A 14,413-nucleotide genomic window follows, 5' to 3' on the forward strand; every position below is an offset into this window, starting at 1 on the left:
ACCCGCCATTCTAGAGCGGCAGGTGAGCGGCAGACGGCTTCATTTGCCCTTCTTGAGTGTCTTCTCGCTTTCCAGCAGGCGCTTGAGGGCCGCTTCGCTGCGGGTCAGGCCCTCGAACGCGGGCGTCTTGAGCGTGCGCGGTTCGTAGTCGTCCAGCACTTTTCCGGCGAGGTAGCGGTCAAAGATGACCGGGCAAATGTAGCTGCCCCGGGTCACGGCAGGCGTGTTGCCGAGGTCGGCGGCCACGTATTTGACGCATTCGACCAGCGTTTTTTGGGCAGCCCTTTCACTTCCCGGCGTGCCCGCTTCGGCCAAAAATTCGGCGGCCAGCAGCGTGCCGCCCCAGGTGCGGAAATCTTTGGCGGTAAACGGGCCGATCACGTCATGGAGGTAAGCGTTGAGGTCGCTTGAGCGCACCCGGCGGCGTGTATCTTCATCCACACTCTGAAACAGCCACGGCCCCGGCAAGTCGAGTAGCTTTTGGAGGTTGGCAGCCAGCGTCTTGTCGACGGTCTGTTTGTGCTGCCAGATCGAATGTTTTCCCTTAAAGTCAAAAGAAATGGTATTGCCTTCCACCTTGACGTGGCGCTGGCGCAGGGTGGAGAGGCCGTAAGTTTTGTGGGCGCGGGCGTAGATGTCGCTGCCGACCCGGAAGCGGGCGACGTGCAGTAAGCGGGTCATCAGCGCCAGCACTTTGCGGCGGGGCAGGCCACCCTTTGCGTCTGCCGCGAGGCGCAAATCGGTGGCGGTGACAGTGCGGAGGTTAGGCAAAGCTGTAGCGAAACGGGTCAGCCGCTGCCACTTTTTGATGGCTCCAGCCTGCACGAAGTCGGTGTGGTAGCGGTACTGCAACCGTCCGGCGGCGTCGCGGCCAAAAGCCTGCACCTCGGCGTCGGGGTCTGGACTAACAAACACGCCCTGATAAGCAGGCGGCACCGCGAGGGCAGAGATCCGCTCTATTCCGGCTTGGTCTTCGTAAGGCGTGCTGTCCGGCCAGAAATACTGGAACTCGCCCGCTTTCTGGCCCTCACGGCGCAGGTACTCGTCTTGCAAGAGGTCGGTGCGCGACGGCATCAATCGCCCGCCTGCATCGGCAGTTGCCAGACAATGCTGCCGCGCCCCGCTGCTTCAAGGGCCGCGTTGACCTGACTGAAGGGCTTGGTGCCCATAAATTTGGTGACGCTCAGCGGCGAGGGGTGGGCCGATTCCAGAATGATGTGCTGCTCTCCAGTAATCAGCTTGGCCTTTTTGCGGGCATATGCGCCCCACAGCACGAACACCACCCGCTCCGGCTTGGCGTTGACCGCTTTGATCACGGCGTCGGTCAGCGCTTCCCAGCCTTTCCCGGCGTGGCTGTTGGGTTCGGCCTGGCGCACCGTCAGCACGGCGTTGAGCAGCAGCACGCCCTGAGCGGCCCAGGTTCGCAAATCGCCGTGCTTGGGAATTTGAAAGCCGACATCGTCGCGCAGTTCTTTGTAGATGTTGACCAGGCTCGGCGGCACCCGCACGCCTGGACGCACGCTGAACGCCAACCCCTGAGCCTGACCCGCGCCGTGGTAGGGGTCTTGGCCCAGAATCAGCACCTTCACATCGTCCAGCGGGGTGAGTTGTAGGGCGGTGAACACGTCTTCCGGCGGCGGAAAAACCGGCCCAGCTGCCCGCTGCTCACCCACAAACTGCATCAGGGCGTGAAAATAAGGCTTGGCCAATTCGTCTCGCAGCGCCGCCTGCCAGGATTCAGGCAAAGCGGGCAGATCGGGCGCAGCTTCGGGGGCCGCGCCGAACAGGGAGGCTTGAGCGTCAGTCATGGCGAAATTAAAGCGCAGGCCGCGCCGGTTGATTGTCTGAATTGATGAAGGGGGTGAAGATAAGAAAAGATGAGGCCGCGCCTCACGTGCTCAGCTCCGTAGGCTCAATCCCACACGCCCAATTTCACACGCTCAGCAAGCCGAGCTGCACGCTTCTGGTCACGGCGGCGGCGCGGCTCTGCACGCCCAATTTGGAATACAGCGCCTGCGCGTGAAACTTAATGGTGTGTTCGCTGACACCGAGCTGTTTGGCGGCGCGTTTGTTGCTCAGGCCCGCCGCGAGGAGTTCCAAGACCTCGTGCTCGCGGGGCGTCAGGTGGACATTGCCGAGGAGGTCTGGGTCTGAAAAACTGGTATCTGCAAAAGCAGTGTCTGAGAGTTCGGCGTCCGGATGCTCCGTATCCAGTTGCAACAACTCGGCCTGCTCATTGGGGAGAGCTGCCAAGCCTGCCGCCGCCGCCAGCACGCCGGCCACCACTTCCAGCGGCCCTGCGTCGGGCGGCAGGGCAGCCCAGCCGGAGAGGGCCAGATCAGCCAAAGCGCCCACCCACACCGGACTGCCCAGCGCCACCACGCCGCCCACGAAGTCGCGCAGCGTGCCCAAGTCACTCAAAGCACTGTCGTCAAGCAGCAGCACGTCGGCTTCGTCAGCACTTTTGACGACGGTCAGGCCCGCTTCCAGCAAAAAGGCGCGAACCCCCGCCGCCGCAGCGGGAGAGCGCACGCCAATAAAGATGTGGAGGTCGGAGAGCAGGTCACTCAGCACCGATCAAGCCTCGCATGGATGGTGAGCGGCGTGTGAAAAAGGTGGAGGAGAGCAGTCCAGTTTTGAGGTCGTTGCTCCATTTCCGTTTTTTCGGTTCTCACAAGCCACATCCCTCTTTTACCTTTCTCCCAGCGTCACAGTGACGTCTTGCTCCGAGCCACCGCGCAGCAAGCCGAGCGTCAGATGTTCGCCCGCGTGGCCGCGCACCGCTTCCAGGAGTTGGCCGGGGTGACGGATGGGTGTGCTGGCGATGCTCAATAGCACGTCACCGAGAAGGATTCCGGCGCTTTGGGCGGGGCTGCCGTCTTCGACCTGCACCACCGTCAGGCCGATTTTTCCGCGCCGAGGATCAGCGCCGCGTCCGCCCCAGCCCTCACGGTTCCAGCCGCTACGACTCCAGCGCTCCTCACCCCAACCACCGCAACCACGTGGGCCAAACTCGCCGCGCTGTGGGCCGCCGCGTCCGCCCCGTTCCTGTGGGCCATGTCCACGCGGGCCACTCTGGTGTGGCTGGGCTTGACTTTGGGTTTGTTCTCCGTCAGCGTCGGGCGCGTTGTGTGGGGCGTCGCTGGGGAAGTGAATAGGCTGGGTGCCGATCCCCAAATAGCCACGCGGTACCCGGCCATCGCGGGAGAGCAGGCCCGCGATTTTCAGCGCCCGCTCGGCAGGTACGGCCAGCAGCTCGCCGCGTGACATCCCGGCATTGGCCACGCCGATGAAGCCCCCGCGTGCATCAAAGACGCCGCCGCCCGACACGCCCCTAAAGGGTGCCGCTCCGGTGGGTATCAGGCCGCGCTGGGGGAGGGACGCGCCCATAAAGCCGAGGGCCGCTTGAAGACCCCGAGGGGTGCGGCCTACCACGCTGAGCAGTTCACCGACTTGTGCGCCCTGACTGGCGCTGACGGCGGGAAGGCCGAGATTCCCGGCCTGCAGCAGCGCCAAATCGCTGGCGGGGTCGCGGCCCACCACCTGAGCGCTGAGCTCGCGGCCATCCGGCAAGCGCACCTGCACTTCGTCGCCGTGCAGGACGTGCGCCACCGTCAGGATTTCATCTGGGCCGGTCACGACGCCGCTGATGCTGCGGGCGGCCAAGACGGTGACCACCGATTGAGAAGTTTGAGCAACGGCGCTGGAAAGCGCTTCGGACAGATCGGAAAACGTGTTGTTTTCGGGGGTGTTCTTTGTCATGGGACTATCTTGCGCCGCTGGCCACCATTTGACTTCCGCCGAATGGGGAGCTAGCCGTTTGGGGAGGAACTGCGGGCGCGAACACAGACGCCCAACTTTTTGAACCGCCGTCCCAATCTAGAGAGACATTTGTCAGACCAAACTTGCTAAATTATGAGAAATGCCTCAAGAGATGCTGAACATTCTGACCTTGCCGCTGTTGTTTTCAACTCTTGCTGGGCTGTGGATTTACCGCCACCGCCCTGAGCAGCGTCCCCAACTGCTGCTGAGTTTGTGTTCGCTGTTTGTGGTGTCGGCTTACGGCTACTCGCAGCAGCCTCAGCCGGTGCTGTTCGGGTTGCTGCTGACTTTTATGGTGATGCTCTGCAGTTTGTTGCTGCACCACTGGGACGTGTTGCTGCTTCCAGTTAAACGCAAATAAAACAACCCGCGCTGAATTGCAAATTTTGCTTTGGGCTGCCTTGTTCTGATCGAACTGCCTGCGCGTCAATACCCTACCTCCGGCAAATACCAGGGGTGGGGTATTGGCTAATAGTATGTTGGAGCACTCTTCGTTTTTGAACAGATGTTCCTAATTGTATAAATTATTAACAACCAATGAGACATATAGGCCAACAATCTTCCTAACGCGCTCATTGTGAGAGGTCGTGAGAGGTCAGGGCTACTCCACCAAAGGAAGTGCTTGATCTCCACGTCGCGTGGTCATTCGTTTTGAGGAGGAGCATTATGAAAAAAGCAGGGCGGCAAGGACTGATCTTAAGCCCCCTTTCTCCTTCGTTGGGGACTGGCCCAAACCTCGGTTGGCTGCCCCGATCCAAGGAGCGAGCGGAAGCGGATTGCGTTCGTCCTTCAACTCCCAATTGACGCGAACCTTGCGCTGACGGGTATCCCGATTCTGACGAACGGGGCGCTTTTCACCACCTGGCTCCTTAGCCCGCCGTGCATGCGGCCCACTCCCCGCGCCTTTCCGGGTGCGGCTCTTACTACAGGAGTTGTTATGAGGCAACGTTTTACGCCGCTCACTTGGCTCGTCGCCACGCTGACCGTGCTGCTGGGCACCGTGCTGGCGCAGACGCAAAACGCCCCAGTCGAAGCTGCCAAGCTTTCGCTGAGCAGCGGTCAGTTCGGCTTGGTGTATCAGATATTTTCAATCACTATCGCCACCATGGGCGCGGGCTTTATCTTCTTCGTGCTGGCCCAGCAAAATCTGTCGCCCAAGTACCGCCCGGCCATGGTGGTCTCGGCGCTGGTGGTGGCCGTGGCCTGCTACCACTACTTCCGAATCTTCAACTCTTGGAACGAGTCCTACGCCCTGAACGCCGGAGCCTACGTCGCCACGGCTGTTCCCTTCAACGACGCTTACCGCTACGCCGACTGGATCTTGACGGTGCCGCTGCTGCTGGTCGAAACCGTGGCGGTGCTGGCCCTTGCCAGCAATATCGCTTCGGGCATGATCTGGCGCTTGGCGATGGCCGCCTTCGTGATGATCGCCACGGGGTATCCCGGTGAAATCTCCGGCGACACCACGACACGCCTGATCTGGGGAACCATCAGCACCATTCCGTTTATCTATATCGTCTACACGCTGTTTGTCGAACTGGGCAAGTCGCTGGACCGCCAGCCGCCACGGGTTCAGGTGCTGACCCGCAATCTGCGGCTGCTGTTGTTCGCTTCTTGGGGCTTTTACCCGATCGCTTACCTGTTGCCCGTCATTTTGGGCGGCGGCAGCTTGAGTGCCAACGGAGTCGTTGGGCTTCAAGTGGGCTACAGCATCGCGGATATTCTCGCCAAAGTCGGCTTCGGCACCCTGATTTACTTTATTGCGCTGGAAAAGACCGCGCATGACCGCAGTGTGGGCGTTCCGGAGAACAGCACCAGCCCGGCGGCCACTGAACGACCCACCTAATCCCTTCACCTGACACTGCCGGAGACCTCATGAGCATGACCAAGCCCGCCCCAGCCGTTCGCCCTTTGTTTATTTTTGTGCGCCGCCATCAGGGTTTCGTGGCGCTGGGCTTGGTGCTGCTCGTTGCCTCGGCACTGGCCCTCGACTATTTCCGCAGCGATCTGCTGGGGCCGCATCTGATCGGCTTGCGCCTGATCTACGCGGTCATCACTCTCCTCACCGTCACGTACATCTGGATTGTCAGCATTTGGGACGGCGGAGCTGCCGGGTAGCTGCACCTTGTAGAGCCGCCGGCTAATCTCGCTGGGCCACTACAAAAATTCGCCGGAACTCAAAAGGCGTACCGTAGCTTTTAGCTGGGTACGCCTTGCTGAGTTCCTTGCCGTACTCTTGCAAAAATTCGGCGCTCTGCGCGGCGCTGAGTTGGGCCAGCACGGGCCGCAGCGCCGTCCCTTTGACCCAGTCCAACACGGCATTTTCATGAGCGGGTAGCAGATGAAGGTAAGTGGTTTCCCAAGCGTTGACATGGTAGCCCAGCGGAGCCAACACGGCGGTGTATTCGGCGGGGCCGTAGCTGCTCAGAGCGGCTTTGTCACGCTGCTGGCCGCTGAGCAGCGGCGTCCAGCGCGGGCGGGCTGATACTTCCGCCAGCAGCGTGTGGCTGGGCGCATCAAAGTTGCCCGGCACCTGAAAAGCAAAGGTGCCGCCCGGAGCGACCCAAGCGGCCAAACGGGGAATCAGTTCGGCGTGGTTGTTGGCCCACTGCAAAGCGGCGTTGCTCAGCAGAAGGTCCACGGGGCGCTCGGGTTGCCAAGTGCGCAGGTCGGCCTGAACAAAGCTGAGGTGCGAACTGGCAAACGGCTTGGCCTGTTTCAGCATTTCGGGGCTGCTGTCCACACCGGTCACCTGTGCTTTCGGCCAGCGCCGACTCAGCGCAGCACTCAGGTGGCCGGTGCCGCAGCCGAGGTCGGCGATTTGTTGGGGGTCGCCCCGCACCTGCGCGAGCAAATCAAAAAAGGGCCGATCTCGCTCTATTTGAAACTGAAGGTATTGCTGGGGATTCCACATGCGCCAAGTTTAAGCAGCCGCTCAGTGGTGCTAGCGTAACTACTCTAGAGACAACACTAATCCTCAACCCCGTCCAAGTAAAACCACTTCCCGCTCTCCTGCACAAAGGTGCTTCGCTCCCGCAGTTCGCGGCGCACCCCCCGTTCCTGGTAGTGGGCTGTGAAGCTGACGGTGTCGCCCGCAGCGCGGCGCACATTCAGGCCCAACCACTGCGGCTGCGGCCCCACCTCCAATTCGGCGGGTCTGGTCGTGGGGTGCCAGGTGGCCAGCAGATAAGCTGCGTCTTGCAAAACGTAAGCGACATAGCGCGACCTCATCAGCGCTTCGGGTGTCTGGGCCGGTTGTTCCCCGCTCAGGCGCGGGCCGCAGCACTGAGCGTAAGGTTGTTTGGAGTTGCAGGGGCAGAGCTTGAAGGGAGGAAAAGGCAACGGCGGCATGCCTCCAGAGTAACGCGGTGGGCGCTGAACTCACTCGCCCAACCAACTCATTCAGCCTCAGCCCGAGAGTTCGCGCACCAACTCCCGCGCCAGCAGCGGCCCCAGCAAAAAGCCTTTGCTGCCCAGCCCGCTGAGGTGGTACACGCCCGCCGCGTCTGGTTCAGAGCGCAGAGGCGAGAGGCGCACGCCTGTCCAACGGCCCGTGACTTGCACGCCGCCGAGGTCGCTGAGGGCTGCTCCTTTTTGCAGCAGCCAGTCTAATGATTTGAACGGCAAACCGCCCGCCAAAGCCGCCGCGTGACTGACAGCAGGCGCTTCAAAAGTGGCTCCCAGCACGCCGCCTACCGCTGCCGGAGACAGGTAAGCGCCGAAACTCAGCGGCTGCTGGGGCGCTTGACTGAGCAGGAGCAGGCTGCCCGCTCGGTGAGTTGCGCCTTCCAAGTGACTGCTCTGTTCGCCGCCATTTTGATGACTGAATTCAGCGCCCAATGAGCCGCCGCAAAAAATGACCCGCTCGGCTTCCAGTATCTCGCCGCTTTCCAAAGCCGCGCCGCTGGCCCAGATTCGCGCCGCTTTCCCGCGCATCAGCCGCGCTCCCGAAGCCCGCTTGAGCGCTCCGACGAAGGCCGCGCCGCTGACCCAGCCGCCTTCCGGCAATTCGAGAACACTTTGCCAGCTTGGTGGCAACCCGGCAGGCCCGCGCCAAATGTGCGGCAGTTCGGTGGGCAAGGCGGCGGCCCATTTGCGCTGGGTTTTTTCGTCGGGTACGGGGCGCAGCACTCCAGTTTGCCCGTGTGGGATGTGCTGGCCCGCTGCCTGTAATTCGGCAATCAGCGCCCAAGTGCAGCGCAGGCCCGCTAAAGCTTGAGGCTCCACCTTGCCGCTTTGCCCGCGCACCGGATTGAGCAGCGCTGCTGGCACGTCACTTGAGCGGCCCGCGCCTGCGTCCAGCAGCGTGACGCGGTGGCCTGCCTGCGCCGCGAAGTAAGCCGCCGACGCGCCCGCAATGCCGCCGCCGATGATGAGCAGTCTCACCGCTGCACACTCACGGTTTGTGCGCCACCAAAAACTCACGTTTGCCTACCAGGCCTCGCCGCCTTTTGGCCGCCAAGCCCGCCGCCAGCAAACTGCGCCGTACCGCGCCCGCTGCGCTGTACGTTGCCAGAGCGCCGCCCGCCGCCAAGCTATCCGCCAAGCGGGCCAAAAAGTCTGGCGTCCAGATTTCAGGATTTTTGGCGGGGCTGAAGCCGTCGAGGTAAATGGCGCTGGCCCACTGACGTGGCAGCAGCGCTGCGCTGGCGTCGGCAAACTCTACCCTCACCTCATATTGCCCGTGCTGGAGGTGGAGCTGGCCCACTTTGGTACCTGCGTCCCATGCCCCCAGCAGCGCCGTCCACAGCGGATGGGTTTCGCCCGCCGCGACCTGCGCCAATGCCGAGGCCGCCAGCGGAAAGGCTTCGTAAGCGAGGTAACTCAGCGCCGCGCCGCGCTCCTCGGCACTCGTCAAGGTGGTGCGGAAGTTGAGGCCCAGCCCAAAGCCGATTTCCAGCACCTGTGCAAAAGGGTGGAGGTGCGTTCCGGTGGCTTCCAAAAACACTGTGCGCGACTGTGCCCCTGCGCCGTGCATGGACGAATACCACTCGCCGTAGCGCTCGCTGAAAAGCGTGAGTGTACCGTCCGAGGTGCGTTCAACCGTGCTCGCTTCAGCCATGCCTGTTCATTTTCCCAGATCGGCGGGCGGAATCGGCGCACCTTCGGCGGGAGCGGGCAGCAGCAATTCGTTTTGGCGCACGAAGGCCCACATGAAGCGCGGCACCACCATCAGCTGCGTCTTGTAGGCTTTGATGGCCTCGATTTGGCGTTTGCGCTGATGATCCGTCACCGGATAGCGGTTCCATTTCAGCCCTTGCCAGGTCGGGCGCGGCGGGACAAGCGGCAGGTCTTCGTGCTTGCCCTTGGGAAGGGGCCACTCCAGCCCGCCGTGAACGAGGTAAAAGTACAGCTTCTCGCCGCGCTGGGTCGCCAGCCGCGACGACACGTAAGCGGCGGTGCGGTGGTCGGGGTGGCCGTCTTGGGCGCTGGGGGCCAGCACCGTGTCAGGCTTGACCTGGTCGTAGACGGCGGCCAATTGGCGGTCTAATTCCTTGCCGGTATAGGGCTTACCCGGCACGAAGGTTCCGGCATATGGCACCCGGTTGACGCCAGTGTGCGGGCTGGTGTACGGCGACAAATAATTTTGCAGATAAATCGGGGTCAGACCCTGATCGGGAAACCCCAAAAAGAAAATATGGTCTTTGGGAATGCCCAGCGCCGCCGTCGCCGCACGGGCCTCGTTCATCCGGCGCAGGCCGAGGCGCAGCATATCGGCGCGGTCTACGTTTACTTCGCGGTTGGTGGCGCGGGCGTCCCACTCGAAGCCGTCGCCGCTGGTCAAAAAGACCACGTAGACTTGCCCGCCGCGCTCCATCACGTCTTGCAGCAGTCCGCCTGCCGCCAAAGTTTCGTCGTCGGGATGCGGCGAGACGAACAGCACCCGCCCGCTGAGCGGCTCCATAATGGGCAACGCCGCCGCCGCCGCCTTGACCTGGTGAACGGTCAACCTTCCGGTGGGCAGCCAGTACCAGCCGTTAATAAAGGCGGCCAGCAGCAGCAGGATAACGGCCGCTGCTGCCAGACGTTTCCATTTGCGCGGCCTGTATAAACGCATCAGCACCCATCAATATAAAGGAAGCTTTAAGCTTACGGTGAGCGCTGTGCGTATACTCGCTCTCAAATGCCTGCTGCCTTGTCCGCTCTGATCGCCGCTGCCGCGCCCACTTACGGTCTGGAAGAAGAAGTCTTCGTCCTCTACGGCGGGCGCACTTCGCTGGGCAGTTTGTGGGATATGGGGGGGCTGTTGTGGCAAGACCCGGGCCGCAACTGGGCGGCCACCGCCACCAATTTCCGGCGGGGTGAAGCGGCCAGGCGTGAGGTGATGAGCAGCGTGGAAGTCAGCACCCGAGTGGAGTTCAGCGCCGCGACGCTGTTTGCCGCTACGTTGTCGCGCCGCCGCGAACTCGCCCGCGTTTTTTCGTCGGGTCAACTGATTGCCCTCGGTGCCTTGCCGGGCAGTGACCGCTATCACACGGCGGGGCTGCACATTCACGTCGGTGTGCCGGACGCCGAGCGCCAGCGGGTTTACGGCAACCTGGCTTACTTCTTGCCGGTGCTGACCCTTGCCAGCGCCAGCAGCCCTTACTTTGGACAGGGCGAGAGCGGCCCGCTTTCGCGCATCAAGTCGTCGTTTGCTTTGGGCGAACTCGGCAGCGATCCCTACGAGCGGTTTCAGGATTTGATCATCACCCGCCGGCTGGGCACGCTGGAGTTGCGCGTCCTCGACCCGGTTCCCGATCCAGAGCGGCTGTGGGCCATTGTGCAGGCGGTGGAAAAAATCGCCAAGTTGCCCGGCACCTTGCCGTTTAGCCGCCAGAGTTACAACCAGTTGCGGGCACAGATGCTCGGCGGCGCATCCGACACCCTCTTTGAACGCGCCGACGAACTCGCGGAGCGGGTGGGCTTTTCTACCGATTGGCTGCGCTTTACCGAAGCAGACCGGGTGCGAGGCCATACTGAGGTTCACGGCTGGGCCAGCACCTGCGCCCACCTCGACGGCCTTTACCGCAGCGGCATCTGGCAAGACCTCGGCACGCCCCACCCGCTGCCGGCAGCTTGGCGAGGGTACGCCGGATTTGCCCGCTATTACCTTCCCAAGTTGCCGTATATCGCCCGTAAAGCGTACGTGGAAAATAAGAAATAGAGAGATTGTGGCGTGTGTGGGGCATCTTAAGAAGCGTTGAATGTCCACACTGCTAGACTCTGCACATGCTGAAATTTTTGCTCAATGTTCTCAAGCGCCTCTTGCCCATCGCCCTGATTTGGGGCGCGGTCTTGCTGTTTTTGCAGCGCGTTTGGTTTTACCGCGATCCGGTACGTATCACTCCCACCGACGACGATTTGCTGACCAGTCCCTGTGACGGCCAAGTCGTTTACGTGCGCCGCGTGGAAAACGGCGAGATCGTCAGCGAGAAGCTCGGCCAGAAAATCAAAGTCAGCGAAATTACCCACGCCGAGTGGCCTGAAGGCCAGACGCCCGGACACGGCTGGCTGATCGGGATTTACATGTCACCCTTAGACGTGCATTTCAACTACGCGCCGATGAAAGGCCGCATCACCGGCATCGTTCACAACGGAGCCAAACTCAATTTGCCGATGGTGGATATTTGGGAATACATTCAACTGACGTATCTGCGGCGGGCGGTGGATTTGTTTGCCAAGCGCTACGCCCTGGAAAACGAGCGCCAAACGGTGTTCATCGAGGGGCGCGTCAAAGTGGCGATGGTGGAAATCGCCGACAAGTTCGTCAACAAGATCAGCACCTATGTCAGCGTGAACGATACCCTGCGCCCCGGCCAGAAAATCAGCTTCATTGAGCGCGGCTCACAGGTGGATTTGTTTATCTTCGGTGACGTGGACTTCTTGGTGGGCGTGGGCGACCAAGTGTACGGCGCACAAACGCCCATTGCCCGCCTTAGCAAGCCTAAAGCGTAAAGTTCACCATGACGGAGCACTTGCTGCACTGGCTGGGGACGCTCAACCCGCAGGTCGTCCATTTGGTGAACGCCTTGCTGCTGCTACTGGAAGGCATCGGGCTGCCCTTTATTCCTTATGAAGCCAGCATGTTGGCGCTGGGTTTAATGATTCAGGGCCACGACACCACACTTTGGGAATCGATTTTGTTCGGCACCATCGGCAATACCATCGGCAACCTGATCGGCTACTACATCGGGCCGCGCGGGATCAAGCTGATTCCCAAAAAAGCGCAGCAGAAGCTGGGCCTGACCCAAATTCAGAACATGCTGACCCAGTACGGCCCGTGGATGGCCGTCATCAGCCGCTGGTTCGGGCCGTTCAGAACGCTGTTTATTTTGTATGCCCGTGAAGCTGGCCTCAAGCCCTTGCCGTATATCGCCTGCTCTTTTCTTGGGGCGTTGTCCTGGACGGCGGTGTGGCAAATTGGGATGTGGCTGGGCGGAGTGGCCTTTATTGCGGTCTGGCACCGGTATCAAATCTACGGCCTGGTCGGGCTGGTGGTTCTCAGCGTTCCCGCTTACTTTATTTATAAAGCAGTCAAGAAAGCACGCGGTGAGGTCAACACAGCGCAGCAAAGCCGTGAAGAAGCCAGGACAGAGCAGGAGTTGTAAAAAGGCTTGGTCGTTTGCCTGAATAATTAATAAAAACTCCTCCCCTCTTCATTTGGAACGGCCATTCCGAACGAAGAGGGGAGGAGTTGTGCTGGAAGAAGAGGGTCAATTCAGCAACATGCTTTGGCCTCAGCGTGGCGTGCCGAAGTCCTGCACCCAGTATTGTTTGTAGCTGCCGCCCTCGAAGTAGCCCACCCCCAACTCTTTGAGAATGGGATTGAAGATATTTTTGCAGTGGCCGGGGCTGCTCAGCCAGCTGGCCATCACATCGGCGGGGGTCTGCTGGCCGGCGGCGATGTTCTCGGCCACGCTGCGCCACTGGTATCCGGCGGCGGTGATGCGCTGATCGAAGGTGCGGCCATCCGGGCTGGTGTGGTCAAAGTAGTTTTTGGTGGCCATATCAGCAGCGTGGGCCTGTGCCGTGCCGGCCAGCAGAGTGTTCCAGCTCAGGGCTGCTGCGGGCGGGTAAGCCACGCCGCCGCAATTTCCCCCCGCCGCGCGGGCCACGTTGACCAGGCGCAGCACTTCGGAAGTAAAGCCGCTGGTCGGCGTCGGCGCGGGGGCTGGAGTGGGAATTGGGGCTGGTACGGGCGGCGGAGCAATTGGAGTGGGTGTGGGAGCTGGCGCAGGTGGGGTGGGCGCGGGGGCTGGAGGCGCGACCGGAGTAGGTGTAGGAGCTGGCGCTGGCGGTGTGGGCGTAGGGGCCGGGGTAGGTGTGGGAGCTGGCACAGGTGGCGTGGGAGTCGGAGGCACTACTGGAGCGGGCGCGACTGGCGCAGGTGGAGCGGGAGCAATTGGTTGCGCGGGCGGCTTGGGCGTGGCCATTGGGGGCGCTTGAACCGTGACTTCGAGGACATAATCGCGCTCGGGGTGGTCTTTCTGAACGATTCTGACCTGCACCGCGCCGGGCTGGTACGCGCTCAGTAAGCCGCTCGCCGTGACTGCGACGATGCGGGGGTCGCTGCTTTGCCAACTCAGCAGCCCAGCCGCAGGCACTTGGCCGCTGATGGTGACCGGGACTTGCAGGCTTTCGCCCACGCTGAGGCTCAGCGCTTTAGGCATGGTGGAAGTATCAAGGGCTGTGTCGGCAGCGGGGGCAGCGCTCCGGACAGCCACCGCAGGCTGAGCGCTTTGGTCAGAAGTCGGCGGGGCCGCCACCTGCGAACCACAAGCGGATAGAAAAAGCGCGGCCATCACCAGTAAGCCGAGCTGTTGTTTAAACTTCATTGACATACTTTATTTAAGCGTACCTTGGTGGACAATGCCATGAAAAACACTCCAAGAAATGCAGATTTTTGCGAAATTCTTAAAAAAACTATGACAGGTTTATAACAAATTCCCGCAATGAAGCCGCGTCGCTTCGGCAAAGAACCCGACGTGACCGTAGTGTAACCTAACTAACTTTAGGAATTGGGGGGGTGTGTCTAGATTTATGGCAAAAATGTGTGGCACAGTACGAAGATTGTCACTAAAGAAGAAAGGCCAAACGTGGCGGTTTGGCCTTAGAACAGGTTGTCCACTGCTGAGCGAACTCAGGCTTAAGCTTTGATGCCCTTACCGCCTTGCAAGGTGCGCTCGACCGTCGCGGTCACTTCGGTCTCAAAGCGGCGCAGGTGCTCGCGCAGCCGGTTGAGTTCCACGCCGTCGAGGTCGGGCAACCACAACACGCTGCGGCCCAGCACGGCGAAAGCCACTCTTTCCTCGTCGTCTTCGTCTTCGACCGGATCGAGCATTAAGGTGCCGTAATCGAGGCCCTGATTCATCAAATTCATGCCCATCAGCACGTCGGCAATGGCGTCTTCTTCCACGTAGAGATCGAGGTCGAGGTGCAGCCTCACCAGCACGCCGCCCTGCTCGTCGGCCTCGGCGTAAAGGGCCACTCGCGAATCCCCGTCCTGCACCAGTGCGCCTTCGTCCATCATCTCCACGCTCAGCCCGCTGCCCTTCAGGGACGCCACGATGCGTTGCAGCTCATTTAGGTTGCGGGTCATGCGGCGAAG

17 protein-coding genes are annotated in these 14,413 nt (G+C 61.4%); 6 read left to right on the top strand and 11 right to left on the bottom strand.

Going from position 1 to position 14,413, the window contains the following annotated elements; genetic code table 11:
* Positions 1-39: 39 nt before the first annotated feature.
* The 4 genes from FNU79_RS01685 to FNU79_RS01700 form a co-directional block, all read right to left on the bottom strand.
* A complete protein-coding gene (locus tag FNU79_RS01685) occupies positions 40-1,074 on the bottom strand; it encodes a DNA topoisomerase IB (RefSeq protein WP_143719155.1) in 1,035 nt (344 codons plus the stop codon).
* On the bottom strand, positions 1,074-1,808 hold the full coding sequence (ung, locus tag FNU79_RS01690) for a uracil-DNA glycosylase (RefSeq protein ID WP_143719156.1): 735 nt from the start codon (positions 1,806-1,808) through the stop codon (positions 1,074-1,076). Before ung ends, FNU79_RS01685 begins: the two co-directional genes overlap by 1 nt.
* A gap of 124 nt (positions 1,809-1,932) precedes the next feature.
* A complete protein-coding gene (locus FNU79_RS01695) occupies positions 1,933-2,574 on the bottom strand; it encodes a helix-turn-helix transcriptional regulator (protein ID WP_225429809.1) in 642 nt (213 codons plus the stop codon).
* A 117-nt stretch (positions 2,575-2,691) separates the two neighbouring features.
* Positions 2,692-3,762 carry a S1C family serine protease gene (locus FNU79_RS01700; RefSeq protein WP_143719157.1) on the bottom strand — a complete coding sequence of 357 codons (1,071 nt, stop codon included), beginning with the start codon at positions 3,760-3,762 and terminating at the stop codon, positions 2,692-2,694.
* 160 nt (positions 3,763-3,922) lie between these two features.
* Between FNU79_RS01700 and FNU79_RS01705 the strand changes: the two genes are divergently transcribed.
* The 3 genes from FNU79_RS01705 to FNU79_RS01715 all read left to right on the top strand — a co-directional run bounded on the left by FNU79_RS01705 (position 3,923) and on the right by FNU79_RS01715 (position 5,940).
* Positions 3,923-4,183: a hypothetical protein gene (locus tag FNU79_RS01705; protein ID WP_143719158.1), complete on the top strand. Its 261-nt coding sequence runs from the start codon at positions 3,923-3,925 to the stop codon at positions 4,181-4,183.
* A gap of 576 nt (positions 4,184-4,759) precedes the next feature.
* Positions 4,760-5,668 carry a bacteriorhodopsin-like gene (locus tag FNU79_RS01710; RefSeq protein WP_143719159.1) on the top strand — a complete coding sequence of 303 codons (909 nt, stop codon included), beginning with the start codon at positions 4,760-4,762 and terminating at the stop codon, positions 5,666-5,668.
* A 35-nt stretch (positions 5,669-5,703) separates the two neighbouring features.
* The gene (locus tag FNU79_RS01715) at positions 5,704-5,940 is read left to right on the top strand and encodes a hypothetical protein (protein WP_143719160.1); all 237 of its coding nucleotides are present in this window, start codon (positions 5,704-5,706) and stop codon (positions 5,938-5,940) included.
* Positions 5,941-5,962: 22 nt separating this feature from the next.
* On the opposite strand, the gene FNU79_RS01720 is transcribed toward FNU79_RS01715, so the two are convergent.
* Genes FNU79_RS01720 through FNU79_RS01740 form a run of 5 tightly spaced genes read right to left on the bottom strand, consistent with a single transcriptional unit; the run spans position 5,963 to position 9,880 of the window.
* Complete coding sequence (locus tag FNU79_RS01720; RefSeq protein WP_143719161.1) at positions 5,963-6,736, bottom strand: methyltransferase domain-containing protein; 774 nt, start codon at positions 6,734-6,736, stop codon at positions 5,963-5,965.
* A 56-nt stretch (positions 6,737-6,792) separates the two neighbouring features.
* Positions 6,793-7,173 carry a YchJ family protein gene (locus FNU79_RS01725; RefSeq protein WP_143719162.1) on the bottom strand — a complete coding sequence of 127 codons (381 nt, stop codon included), beginning with the start codon at positions 7,171-7,173 and terminating at the stop codon, positions 6,793-6,795.
* 57 nt (positions 7,174-7,230) lie between these two features.
* Positions 7,231-8,208: an FAD-dependent oxidoreductase gene (locus FNU79_RS01730; RefSeq protein WP_225429810.1), complete on the bottom strand. Its 978-nt coding sequence runs from the start codon at positions 8,206-8,208 to the stop codon at positions 7,231-7,233.
* Positions 8,209-8,218: 10 nt separating this feature from the next.
* Positions 8,219-8,884: a tRNA (5-methylaminomethyl-2-thiouridine)(34)-methyltransferase MnmD gene (mnmD, locus tag FNU79_RS01735; protein WP_143719163.1), complete on the bottom strand. Its 666-nt coding sequence runs from the start codon at positions 8,882-8,884 to the stop codon at positions 8,219-8,221.
* A 6-nt stretch (positions 8,885-8,890) separates the two neighbouring features.
* A complete protein-coding gene (locus FNU79_RS01740) occupies positions 8,891-9,880 on the bottom strand; it encodes a PIG-L deacetylase family protein (RefSeq protein ID WP_143719164.1) in 990 nt (329 codons plus the stop codon).
* Positions 9,881-9,946: 66 nt separating this feature from the next.
* On the opposite strand from FNU79_RS01740, the gene FNU79_RS01745 reads away from it, so the two are divergent.
* From FNU79_RS01745 to FNU79_RS01755, 3 genes are all read left to right on the top strand, one after another.
* A complete protein-coding gene (locus FNU79_RS01745) occupies positions 9,947-10,969 on the top strand; it encodes a glutamate-cysteine ligase family protein (protein ID WP_143719165.1) in 1,023 nt (340 codons plus the stop codon).
* 65 nt (positions 10,970-11,034) lie between these two features.
* Positions 11,035-11,760: a phosphatidylserine decarboxylase gene (locus tag FNU79_RS01750; RefSeq protein ID WP_143719166.1), complete on the top strand. Its 726-nt coding sequence runs from the start codon at positions 11,035-11,037 to the stop codon at positions 11,758-11,760.
* An 8-nt stretch (positions 11,761-11,768) separates the two neighbouring features.
* Entirely contained in the window at positions 11,769-12,413 is a 645-nt protein-coding gene (locus FNU79_RS01755) for a DedA family protein (protein ID WP_124870039.1), read from the top strand.
* A 129-nt stretch (positions 12,414-12,542) separates the two neighbouring features.
* On the opposite strand, the gene FNU79_RS01760 is transcribed toward FNU79_RS01755, so the two are convergent.
* Together FNU79_RS01760 and FNU79_RS01765 are read right to left on the bottom strand one after the other, a co-directional pair.
* Positions 12,543-13,640, bottom strand: a complete 1,098-nt coding sequence (locus FNU79_RS01760; protein WP_185974575.1) for a CAP domain-containing protein — start codon at positions 13,638-13,640, stop codon at positions 12,543-12,545.
* Positions 13,641-13,951: 311 nt separating this feature from the next.
* Positions 13,952-14,404 (bottom strand): hypothetical protein, encoded by a 453-nt coding sequence (locus FNU79_RS01765; protein WP_143719168.1) that lies wholly within the window; start codon positions 14,402-14,404, stop codon positions 13,952-13,954.
* Between the last annotated feature and the right edge of the window lie 9 nt (positions 14,405-14,413).

The organism is Deinococcus detaillensis (assembly GCF_007280555.1).
GTDB classification, from domain to species: Bacteria; Deinococcota; Deinococci; order Deinococcales; family Deinococcaceae; genus Deinococcus; species Deinococcus detaillensis.